The organism is Rahnella victoriana (genome assembly GCF_004330295.1).
In the GTDB taxonomy this organism is placed as follows: Bacteria; Pseudomonadota; Gammaproteobacteria; order Enterobacterales; family Enterobacteriaceae; genus Rahnella; species Rahnella victoriana.
Genome location: NZ_SJOJ01000041.1, coordinates 17668 through 29811 on the forward strand (window position 1 = coordinate 17668; position 12144 = coordinate 29811).

At 54.3% G+C, this 12144-nt stretch carries 7 protein-coding genes; 3 read left to right on the top strand and 4 right to left on the bottom strand.

Features of this window, described 5'->3' with window-relative positions; translation table 11 throughout:
• Positions 1-13: 13 nt before the first annotated feature.
• The 4 genes from bcsB to EYY67_RS23350 are packed head-to-tail and all read right to left on the bottom strand — an operon-like array spanning position 14 to position 6187.
• On the bottom strand, positions 14-2497 hold the full coding sequence (gene bcsB, locus EYY67_RS23335) for a cellulose biosynthesis cyclic di-GMP-binding regulatory protein BcsB (protein ID WP_131694489.1): 2484 nt from the start codon (positions 2495-2497) through the stop codon (positions 14-16).
• Positions 2494-4593 carry a UDP-forming cellulose synthase catalytic subunit gene (gene bcsA, locus EYY67_RS23340; RefSeq protein ID WP_131694490.1) on the bottom strand — a complete coding sequence of 700 codons (2100 nt, stop codon included), beginning with the start codon at positions 4591-4593 and terminating at the stop codon, positions 2494-2496. Before bcsA ends, bcsB begins: the two co-directional genes overlap by 4 nt.
• 29 nt (positions 4594-4622) lie before the next feature.
• On the bottom strand, positions 4623-5426 hold the full coding sequence (bcsQ, locus tag EYY67_RS23345) for a cellulose biosynthesis protein BcsQ (protein WP_119825464.1): 804 nt from the start codon (positions 5424-5426) through the stop codon (positions 4623-4625).
• The gene (locus EYY67_RS23350) at positions 5417-6187 is read right to left on the bottom strand and encodes a cellulose biosynthesis protein BcsO (RefSeq protein WP_131694491.1); all 771 of its coding nucleotides are present in this window, start codon (positions 6185-6187) and stop codon (positions 5417-5419) included. The genes bcsQ and EYY67_RS23350 overlap by 10 nt, the downstream gene beginning before the upstream one ends.
• A 559-nt stretch (positions 6188-6746) precedes the next feature.
• On the opposite strand from EYY67_RS23350, the gene hmsP reads away from it, so the two are divergent.
• From hmsP to EYY67_RS23365, 3 genes are all read left to right on the top strand, one after another.
• The gene (gene hmsP, locus EYY67_RS23355) at positions 6747-8729 is read left to right on the top strand and encodes a biofilm formation regulator HmsP (RefSeq protein WP_095923937.1); all 1983 of its coding nucleotides are present in this window, start codon (positions 6747-6749) and stop codon (positions 8727-8729) included.
• 226 nt (positions 8730-8955) lie between these two features.
• Positions 8956-10239, top strand: coding sequence for a dicarboxylate/amino acid:cation symporter (locus EYY67_RS23360; protein WP_095923936.1), 1284 nt, complete (start codon positions 8956-8958; stop codon positions 10237-10239).
• A gap of 326 nt (positions 10240-10565) precedes the next feature.
• On the top strand, positions 10566-12083 hold the full coding sequence (locus EYY67_RS23365; RefSeq protein ID WP_095923935.1) for a M16 family metallopeptidase: 1518 nt from the start codon (positions 10566-10568) through the stop codon (positions 12081-12083).
• Positions 12084-12144: the final 61 nt, after the last annotated feature.

The following is a 12144-nucleotide window of genomic DNA, read 5'->3' on the forward strand; positions in this document are numbered from 1 at the left end:
AAGCCGATGCTTTTCATTTCTGACCCAGACGTTTAGCGGCGTGACGACGCAGGACGACGAACAGGCTCAGGCCGATAACCAGCGAAATCAGGGTGGCAATAAAGGACAGGATCACAATGTGTGTGCTGGCGTACCAGAGCACCATCATGTACCACGGCATTTGTCCGGTCGGGAATTGCTGGCCGACGGAGAAGCTGCGGATACCGTTTTCATCGGTAATGATCGCCAGATCGCCGCGCACGTTGGCGTTGATTTTCGGTGATTTCAAATCGTTATGGATTTTCAGCAACTGCTGATCGTCCGTGCCGGTAGCCACCACGACCACGTGATCGGCGGACCAGCGCGAGCGGTAGCTGACGAAGCCACGCCATGCGCCGGTAGACGACAGATAGCGGTCCGCATCCACCGGCTGGCGATACCAGTCGCCGGTCAGCCAGGCCACCACGCGCTGCACCTGGGTCGGCGTTCTCACACCCATCGAACCTGCATTGGCACTGAACGGCGAATCCGTCAGTAACTGCTGGTTGAACGGTGTGTCGCCGAGCGTGGTGACGGCCAGAATATCGCGATCAAACAGCGGGTTATTCTGCTCATCCCCTTTCAGACCAAAGGCGACCTGCACATGATTAACCGGCATACCGGTGGCTTTACCGGCGCGGGAGGCCAGATTCAGCAGGGTGTGGATTTCATCCGCGCCCGGTGCTGGCGGCAGCAGCATCAGGGTGTCGGAGAAGTCCGCCAGTTTGGAGTACGGATAAGACGCACCGACGAAATACGACAGGTTCGGCAACTGGGTAAAGTGGTAGCTTCCGCTCAGGTCGATGAAGGATTTCGGATCGATACGGCTCTTGATGTTATCGCTGGTCAGAATGCTGCACGGCGCATCTTTTTTCGGCTTGATGTCGAAATAGAATTGCAGCTGGTTGTCGCCGTAAATCAGGTAAGGCGCGAGTTGCAGCGTGTAGCGTTCCTGACGACTGTCACCGCCGAGGCGACGCCAGATGTTTTCCAGCAGACCGACTTTGTTGACGGTCAGGCTGCGCAGGAAGTTGCTGTTGATGGAGACGTTCAGTCTTGAACTGTCTTCATCAATCCAGTTTTCGGTCGGGAAACGGTAATCAATGCGCACCGGAATGTTATGGCCATCCCACATGAACAGGTCAGGCGCGGCGCGGAACGCCACCTGAATGCCATCATGATAAATGCCGTTGGAAATCAGTGAATCCGGATCTTTACCCGCCAGCTCGCCCAGCGTGACCGGACGGGAAGTGTCGATCCAGCGCGGCGCGTCATAAGGTTTGCTCGACGGGATCGTCTGCTGCGTCACATCCAGATGATCGGTGTTATTCGGCAGGCCGGCGCTGATCAGGCGATACGCGGCCTGACGCAGTTCGTTATCATCGTTGCCCAGCACCAGCAGCAGTTTGTACACCGGATTAATCGGGTTATCGATGATCTGAATCGACGCACCACTGCTTGCCGGCAGGGTCAGGGAGCCGATTTTATCCCCCGGTTTGCCGAACAGAATACCGTTCTGATCCGGTAAATCGTTCAGGATGACCGGAAAATCAACGCTGCGATAATCGGACAACATGCCGAGATAAGACGAGACCATCGCCGCTGCGCTGACATCGCCCGGTTTCATGGACGCGGAGAAGCCCATGGTGATTTTGGACTCCTGCATTTGCAGGCCATCAAAGAACGGGCGCGGGAAGTTACCCAGATTGCGGCCAATGTTCAGCTGCTGCCCTTCCAGCCCGATGCTGGTGGTCGGCAAAATCGTGACCCAATACTTGTCCGACTGATCTTTCTCGCAGGTCATGGTGTTGCTGTCATGAACGCGGAAGCTCAGGTTGTTGTTCGACACCACCATGGCCGACGGAATGTCCAGATCGTAGACATCGCCGCCGTTGCTGCTCTGGTTCAGCGGCAGGTTACCCAGCGGCTGGCCGTTGAGCATCAGTTCAAGCGTGGTATCGCGGGCAATCAGCGCCGGGGAAATTTTCAGTGCCAGCGACAGGTGCGCATTGGTCACCACTTCATCCGCAGGCAGCGTGAAAATAATACCGGACTGCAACTGGCCGCCGCTGAGCGTCAGCCCGTTCGGCTGGCCCATTTCGGCGACCGTCACATTGCTGGTCACCGGCTGCACCAGCGGCATGACGGGCGCAGGGACAGCGGAAGGATCGGCAGACACATCAGGCACCGGCGCACTGTTATTCGCCGGTGTGGTGTCAGTCTGCGGCGCATCGGCGGCAGGCGTGGTGTCACTGGCTGGCGCACTTTCGCCCGGCATGGGGGTAACCGGCGGCAGCCATGACGGCGCGGCAGGCAGGCTGGTTGCCGGATCGAGTGCAGGGGCGGGCGTTTCTTCCGCCTGTGACAACGGCAGGCTGCTGAAAGTCAGTAACAGACCGGTGGTGATTTTCCTGAACAGGGACATGCCCCGCACAGCAGATAAACGGCGCTTCATCATCAGGTTACGAGTTCGATTCATGCTGCTTCACTCTTGCTGGTGGCGTCAGCGGGTTTATTTTTGGCGCGGCGTTCTTTCCAGGTGTTATAGAACAACTCAAACACGCAACGGATGATGCTTGCCAGTGATTTGAACGGGTTATCCGGCGGATATTCTTCGCCAATCCAGGCGTCAGCGCGGCATAACACCACGCGCACCAGTTCGCGGCGTTTCGACAGCGGCAGGTTTTCAAATTGCAGACGCAGACGGTTTTTGTCTCCGCTGACTTGCGTCACCGGGAAGCTCTCCGCACCGGAAGAAAGCTGGATCTCCACTTCTTCAATTTCTTCATTGAGATAGCGCACATCCGGCGTCACCAGTTGCACACCGCCCATCGACATATCAATGGTGGTGGTGCGCAGTGAAATGCCGTTGGCGTAATGAATAATCGCCGGGATCGCCACGTCGATACGGATGGTTTTACGCACCTGACGGGTTTCTTTCGCTACGGCAATCGCCGCCAGTAAAATCAGCACGCTGAAGCTGCCCCACGCAATGTTCAGCGCGACAACACTGGGGTCGATGGCAAAGTAATCATGAAATACGGCGCGCACGATGCCGTATCCGATACCCGCAAGCATCAGGATCGCGACAATCAGGTGCGGTTTGACGATGTTGAAATCGAAGAAACCGACATCCAGCAAACCGCCTTTATCCGTCACGTTAAACTTGCCGCGTTTTGGCGCGAACATGGTCACAATCGTAGGCAGGATCAGGTGGAAGGCCATCACGGTTTCGTAGATTTCACCCCAGAAGGTATAACGGAAACGGCCATTCATGCGGGAGTTGATGTACAGCGACATCACCAGGTGCGGCAGCGCGTAAGCAAAGATCAGGCTGGCGGACGAGGAAATGATGTTCAGGTTAAACAGCAGGAATGCCAGCGGCGCGGTCAGGAACACCACGCGCGGCAGGCCGAACTGGAAGTGCAGCATGGCGTTGAGATAGCACAGACGTTGCTGCCATTTCAGGCCACGGCCGAGCAGCGGATTATCCACACGGAAAATCTGCGTCATGCCGCGCGCCCAGCGGGTACGCTGAACCACGTGCAGACCGAGACGTTCCGTCGCCAGACCGGCTGCCAGCGGGATATCCAGAAACGCGGTATTCCAGCCACGGCGCTGCATTTTCAGCGCGGAGTGGGCATCTTCGGTGACGGTTTCCACGGCGAATCCGCCGACTTCTTCCAGCGCCACGCGGCGGATCACCGCACAGGAGCCGCAGAAGAAGGTCGCATTCCAGTTGTCGTTACCTTGCTGAACCGGGCCGTAGAACAGGGCGCCTTCGTTCGGCATGGTGCGGCCGGCAGAAAGGTTACGTTCGAACGGGTCAGGCGAATAGAAGTAGTGCGGCGTCTGGATCAGCGCCAGACGGGGGTCTTTCAGGAAGCTGCCGACGGTCGCCTGCAGGAACGCGCGTGTCGCCACGTGGTCACAGTCGAATACGCAAATCAGCTCGCCTTTGGTGAGTTTCATCGCATGGTTCAGGTTACCGGCTTTGGCGTGGGAGTTGTCATTACGCGTAATATAGCCAACGCCTGCATCCGCCGAGAACACCGCAAATTCATCGCGTTTACCGTCATCGAGCACATAAATTTTGATTTTGTCTTTCGGATAATCGATGCACTGCGCCGCCAGCACGGTATCACGCACCACGTCGAGACTTTCGTTGTACGACGGAATATACACATCGACCGTCGGCCACAGGGAGGTGTCATCCGGCAACGGTTCGATGGTGCGTTTTAATGGCCAGGTGGTTTGCAGGTAGCCCAGCAATAAGATAATCCAGACATACAGTTCGGCGAGAAATAAACCGATCCCTAAGATGGCTTCTATCGTTGAATTAAAATGCAGCGTTTCTGTCGCGCGCCAGTAAATATACCGCGTCGACATCATGACGGACATGATGACCATGACCACACTGATGCGGCGGCTTTTACTGATGCCCAGCAGGAATAACAGCCCGATGCTGATCAGGCCAAAAATGTACTGCTTCTGGCTGTCCATCGGGGCAATAATGATGACTGCTGCCACCGGCAGCAGCAGAAGCACAAGGAAGGAAAACAGGAATTTATTCATCGCTTTGGGGTCGCTGTTAACAGTGATAGTTAATAACTGCCAGATTTAGGCGCGGCGTGTAATTCACCATCACCGACTTTAATCCCTAAAATGGCGGCGACTTTCTTGCTGATCAGTTCAATATCAAATGCCGAAGCAGAGACCGGACTGAAATCAATAATAGAGCGCTGCGAGGCATTCGCCTCTGGCACACATTCATCCCTGTGGATTGTGCCTAATAATCTTTCATTTAAACGCTGTTCGAAAAATTGCGTGACGTCGCGGCTTAATGTCCGGCGGGTGTCACTTTGGTTAACCACATAATATTCACCCTTCTTATTATTAAGCGGGGTACCAATTAATTTATTCTTTTCCATTAAAGGCAATAAAGATAATGACGCGGTATCAGCCAGCATCACCACAACATGTAAATCCGCAATCGCCTGAACGGCTTTTAATGCCGGACTCGGACCCGGAGGGAAATCGGCAATAATAATCAATCCCGGATAATTCAGGACGGTATTTAATCCGCGCTGTAAAAAATGCGGATCGCTGGCGAGCTGGTGTTCGAATTCCAGCCGCTGATCTTCCGTCACTTCGCCGTAAGGTAAGACAAAGGTATTGGAACCCGCTTTGAGGATGAACTGACTCCAGTCGGATTCATTCCCCGAACCGGCGACAAAACCACGGGTATCAGAAATCGGTACACCGAAATGCAGGCGAAGGGCGTTCTGCACGTCAAAATCGATGACCAGCACTTTGCTGCCACTGCGGGCAAGGGAATAGGCCAGATTGGAGGCCACCGTGGTTTTTCCTACCCCACCTTTCGGTGAACAAACGCAAACTAACGGCATGAGGCAATCATCTCTAACAAGGGTTGAAGCGGTGTGTCGCGATGTAAATAAGCGCTGGCAGGCTGCGGAGCCCGTTGTTTAAACATCTGTTTAAAGCGCTGGTTAGCATCAGCAGACGCCGGAGACGCCACGTGCGCCGGGCTGGCGGGTAACGGGCTGCGCACTGGCGCGGGTTGCTGTACAGGTGGTGCGGCGCGGACCGGTGCAGGCTGAGCCTGAACGGGCGCCGGTGCCGGTGTCTGAACCGGCGGCGCTTCAGGCATGGCTTTACGCAGGGAATCGAGCAAACCTGACCCACTGTCTGGGATCACAGACTGCGCGTGCAACGTCGGTGCCGTGTGAACAGGCTGATGTTGCGCGGGCTGTGACGCCACAGGGGCAGGCGGCAGTGTTTCGCGCAGCGCATCCAGTAAGCCAAAACCGGCTGCCGGCGGAGCCACTTCCGATGACATCGGCGTGCTTTGCGCGTGCGTGGCAGGCTGCGTTTCCGGTTGCGGCGCGGCATGATGTTCAGACGCAGCCTGAGCCGCAGATAAGGAAAACTCATCCGCTGAAATGGCTTGTGGGGTGGGTTGCGTCGTGCGGCCATTGTCGAGGGGACCCGCAGGTTCTTCGCTGGCAGAAACTTGTTTAATCAACGTCCATTGATTCATTGAACCCGTAATGGATTCACCCGTTGATTTTTCATTAAGCTCTTTATAATCAAGCTTTTCCAACTTCGTCTTATCCATAAAACGTTTAATATCATCATATTTATTCATAAATCCCGCCCGGTAGGATTATATATATCGGTGTTTTCTGGACGTCAAAACGGCCCGGATTGGCCGCTAACAAAGCGTGTGGAAGGTTTAATTTTTTTAAAGTTTTATGTGGGAATAAGACTCGTCTTAATATATCAGTTCTTTTACAGCTTAGAGCACATTTTACAAAAAATAAGAATTTCCCGCATAAAAAACAACACCTCTATAACTGGCTGTCACACAAGGTTTTTAGCCTTCATTTGCTGGTTTTTTGTCTTAATGTAGTGGAATAGTTTGTCTTTACCGTGATCACCAGCACACTCACTTCATAAGTTGTATTCAAGTCAGGATGTTCGGTTTTTCCTTATTATTCGATTACAGTAAGTAATGTATGGATTTCGTAAGTTAAATAACCTCATGAATTATCAGTGTAGAAGCCTTCCGGCAAAGATGTTGTTTTTTATAGTCAAAACGTGGTGTAACGCCTCGAAATAACACGTTATAAGGTATACTGCGCAGAAGTGCCGTGCCTGCTCAGGCGGGCGGGGCAAATCGGGTCGGCGATTGATGGAGAATTAAGTTGCGGGTCAGGCGTTCACTAACGATCAAACAGATGGCGGCGGTATCCAGTATTGCGGCAATCACCATTTGTATTTTCATCGTCATCCAGCTGTTTCACTTTGTGCAGCAGCGGAGGGATGATTACGCCCAGCAACTTGAAAACATAGCACATTCTGTCCGGGTTCCGCTGTCTCAGGCGGTGCTGGATGTCGATCTGGAAGAAACGCAGGATATCCTGAACACCCTGCAACCGGTGGGCATATTAAGCCGCGCCGATGTCGTGATGCCTAACCAAATCGCCGCGCTGCACACGCATTTCCCGCCTGGCCGCCCGGTGCCGCAATGGGTCACCCGGGGCTTTAATTTACCGGTGACGATTTCCGTTCCTCTCTATTCTGCGGCGGCCAGCCCGAAAGATCCCAAACCGCTGGCTTATCTGGTGTTGCAGGCAGATTCCTACCGCATGTATCAGTTTATTGTCAGCGCGCTGTCGACCATGCTGACGACGTACCTTTTACTGGCGCTGATCCTGTCGATTTCCCTGAGCTGGATTATTAACCGGCTGATCGTTAAACCGCTGCGCAGCATCGCCAGTGATCTGGAATCCCTGCCCGAAAGCGATGTGCCGCACCATCAGCTGACCCTGCCGCCGCGCCATGAAGACGATGAAATCGGCATGCTGGTGCGCAGCTACAACCGCAATCAGCAGCAGCGGGAAAAAGCCCGTCCGCCTGTCACCGAAATGCTGCTGCCGTCAGAGGGTGCGCTGAACAGCGAAGAACAGTTTATGCAGCGCCTGCAACACCGTCTGCATGGCGCGGAGCCGGAAAAAGGTTTCCATCTGCTGCTGATCGGCATTGAAAGCCTGCGCGATGACGGCCATGTCGATTGTCCGCTGATCTCATCCATCATGGAGGTGCTGCCGGAGCATTGCCTGATGGCGCGTCTGAGCTACAACGAGTTTGCGGTGCTGGCGGGCGATATTCCCCGGCCCTTTATGGCGATGCGTCTGGCCAGACACATCATGGAGCGCATTAATGCGCCGCAGGAAAGCCATGCGGGCAATATGTCGCTGCATCCGACCGGCAGTATCGGTATCGTGCAATACACCGGCGAATTCCCGGTGAGCGCGCAGCAACTGATGGTCAACGCGCGGGCGGCGAGAGTGTCGGCGTATCAGCAGGGGAAAAACCAGATCCTGTTCTTTGAACCGGAATTGACGGCGAAAATCCAGAAGCGCCTGTTGCAGGAAAACGAAATCCTGCATGCGATGGAGCAGAACGACTTCACCTTGTTTATCCAGCCGCAGGTCAATATGAAAACCGGCGAGGTGGTCGGTGCGGAAGCCCTGTTGCGCCGCAAAATGACGGACGGCAGTTACGGGCTGGAAAGCGATTTTATTGTGCTGGCCGAAGAAATTGGCGTCATGAGTTTGCTGGGATACAAAATTCTTGAACTGGGCTGTCAGATCCTGGCGGACTGGCAACGGCGCGGCATCACGTTACCGTTGTCCGTGAATCTTTCCGGTGCTCAGGTGCAGCAGCGTAATTTCCTGCCGGAGCTGCGCAGCCTGCTGAGCCGCTATAAAATCAATCCGGGGCAACTGGTGCTGGAAATCACCGAAACGGCACGTATTGATGATTTAGATCGCGCGCTGCTGTTACTCAGCGAACTGCGCGCTGTCGGTGTTTCGATTGAACTGGATGATTTCGGTCTGGGTTACTCCGGTCTCGAATACCTCAACCGGCTGCGTTCGCTGCCGATTGACGTGATTAAAATTGACCGCAGTTTTGTCAGCGTTCTGCCTGACGATGAAGTGATGGTGAATATCGTGGCCTCGATAGGCCGCGCCATGAATATTCAGTTGGTGGCGGAAGGTGTCGAAAATGAAGCCCAGCGCCGCTGGCTGCTGAAGGAAAATATTCACATCGGACAGGGGTATTTATTCTCCGCACCGCTTTCCAAAAAAGAGTTTGAACGCCAGTTCTGCCAGCCTTCCTGATCCTGCCTGCCGGCGGGAAAACCAGCCTGTTTCCTCACTTTTTTACTTTCTTTACTTACTAAATTCTCAGCTGAATGGTTTCCGCTCTGGTTTTTCATGAGTCGCCATTGCAGAGGGAAACAAAATATTTCCATCATGTTGTGTTGGTGTTACTTTCCGGCTGTCGCTCATGACCTCCGACCCTACAAAATAAAGGGCGATACAATCACATCAGGATGGCAATAACATGAAAATATCAATCTTCAAGAGCCTGTATTTTCAGGTTCTTTTGGCAATTACCGTCGGTGTTCTGCTGGGCCATTTTTACCCTGAGCTGGGCGCTCAGATGAAACCACTTGGTGATGGTTTTGTTAAATTAATCAAAATGATCATCGCCCCTGTGATCTTCTGTACGGTGGTAACGGGCATCGCCGGCATGGAAAGCATGAAAGCCGTTGGCCGCACCGGTGCGATCGCGCTGCTGTACTTTGAAATCGTCAGTACGCTTGCGCTGATCATTGGGCTGGTGATCGTCAATATCGTGCAGCCGGGTGCCGGGATGAACGTTGACCCGGCGGCACTGGATGCCAAAGCTGTGGCGGTGTACGCCGAGCAGGCGCAAAGTCAGGGCATCATTCCGTTCCTGCTGGATGTGATCCCGTCCAGCGTCATTGGCGCGTTCGCCAGCGGCAATATTTTGCAGGTGCTGCTGTTTGCCGTGCTGTTCGGTTTTGCGCTGCACCGTCTGGGCCATAAAGGCCAGCTGATTTTCAACGTCATCGAAAGCTTCTCGCAGGTCATTTTCGGCATCATCAATATGATCATGCGTCTGGCTCCGCTGGGTGCATTCGGCGCGATGGCCTTCACCATCGGCAAATACGGCGTCGGTTCGCTGGTGCAACTGGGTCAGCTGATCCTGTGCTTCTACCTGACCTGTATTTTGTTCGTGGTCGTGGTGCTGGGGCTTATCGCCCGCTTCACCGGCTTCAGCATCTTCAAGTTTGTGAATTACATTAAAGAAGAACTGCTGATCGTGCTGGGTACGTCCTCCTCCGAATCCGCCTTGCCGCGTATGCTGGATAAAATGGAGCGCCTGGGCTGTAAGAAATCAGTGGTCGGTCTGGTGATCCCGACCGGTTATTCCTTCAACCTCGACGGCACCTCAATTTACCTGACGATGGCGGCGGTGTTTATCGCCCAGGCCACCAATACGCATATGGATATCTGGCATCAGATCACCCTGATTGTGGTGCTGTTGCTGTCTTCCAAAGGCGCGGCGGGTGTCACGGGCAGTGGCTTTATCGTGCTGGCGGCGACACTGTCTGCGGTAGGGCATTTACCGGTTGCCGGTCTGGCGCTGATCCTGGGTATTGACCGCTTTATGTCAGAAGCGCGTGCGCTGACCAATCTGGTCGGTAATGGCGTGGCGACCATTGTGGTGGCGAAATGGTGTGATCAGCTCGATGAAGGACAGTTAAAGGCGACGCTGAACGGTCAGAAAGGTCTGACAGAAGCCGAGAAATCTGCCTGAATTTTCTGAATAAACGTCAGTAAGCGGAAAGAAATTCCGAGAAGGGTTTCCGAAAACGCATTTATTTAGCCTCAATCTCGCCTAATAACCCCCGGTTACTTGATGTAACCGGTGGATTATCTTCATAATATGTCCCTCTGATGCCTCATCCGGCGTTACTTCCCAGAATATTTTTGCAGGCTGCGCGACATTGCGAAAAATGTGCGGTCTAACGAAGGGCTGTATTTTACGTCCTAAAACTTACGCATTCAGTTCCTGTGGGCGAGTCAACTGACACCGGCAGGACAGCAAATTGAAAATTGGATTGTCATTACGTAGGGGTTCACATGCAGGGCACCAAAATCCGTTTACTCATTGGTGGATTGCTGCTGGCAGCAGCCGCAAGTCATGTGCAAGCTGAAGCATTACAACCAGACCCGGCCTGGCAGCAGGGGAAGCTGGACAATGGATTTACCTGGCAGTTGCTGACCACGCCGCAACGCCCGAGCGATCGCATTGAATTACGTCTGGTCGTGCGCACCGGGTCGCTGGCAGAATCCGCCCAGCAAACCGGCTATGCCCATTTCCTTCCTCGTCTGGCGCTGATGCACAGCGAAGGATTCAGCACGGCTCAGCTACAGTCTTTGTGGCAGCAAAGTATCAATCCGCAGCGGCCTTTGCCGCCCGCTGTCAGTTCTTATGATTTCACCTTATATAACCTGAGTTTGCCGAACAACCGTCCGGAGCTGCTGAAAGACGCGCTGAACTGGCTGGCAAACACCGCAGGAAAAATACCGGTCACTCCGGCGCTGGTAAACGCCGCGCGGCAGGAATCGCAGGATCCGGTCGGCTCGTTACCGCAAAATACGCAGGATCCCTGGTGGCGTGCCCGTATCGCCGGTTCGACGCTGGTCGGCCATAATCCTGACCAGTTACCCACCAAACCTATCAATATCGACGCATTAACCAAATTCTATCATCAGTGGTATACCCCTGATGCGATGACCTTATTTGTGGTCGGGAATGTCGATGGCCGCGGTCTGAGTGAGCAAATCAACCGCACTTTCTCTTCGCTGAAAGGCAAACGTGAAACGCCGCAGACCCTGCCGACGCTGTCTGAAGTCACCACCAAATCCATGACCGTGATGGATGAAAACCTGACGCAGGATCGCGTTTCGTTAATGTGGGATAACGCATGGCAGCCGATCCAGGAGTCACAGGCGCTGGCCGCGTACTGGCGCAGTGATCTGGCGCGCGAAGCGTTGTTCTGGCATTTGCAGGAGCAGCTGAAAAGCGCCTTTGAAAGTAAGAAAGACGCGACGACTCCGGCTCCGGCACTGGGCTTTGACTGCAATGTGCAGTACCAGCGCGCGCAATGTGCCATCCGCATTGAAGCGCCTCAAGCCAAACTGACCGAGCTGTTTAAGCGTCTGTCGGAAGAATTGCTGGCAGTGCGCGACAAAGGGATTTCTCAGGCGGAATTTGATGCGCTGATTGCGCAGAAGAATGATCAGCTGAGTAAACTGTTCGCGACTTACGCCCGCACCGATACCGATGTGCTGATGAGCCAGCGTTTACGTTCACAGCAAAATGGCGTGGTGGATATCGCCCCGGAACAGTATCAGCAATTGCGCCAGCAGTTCCTTTCGACGCTGACCTTACCGGTCCTGAATCAGGAACTGAAGCAGCAGTTGTCCCGCGAGCCAGCGTTACTGATCGCGCAACCGAAAGGGGAACCTGAAGTGAATGCGGCAGAATTGCGGGCGGTGTATGACAACGTCATGGCTCCGGCGGAGACCGCTCCGGCGGCAGAAGCACCTGCCGGGGATGTGCCGGCGGCTTCGGCGGCAACGAGTGCGCAATAAGCAGATTGTTGAGTAAGAATTCGGTCGGCTCCCTCCCCTGCGAAGGGGAGGGGTGGGGTGG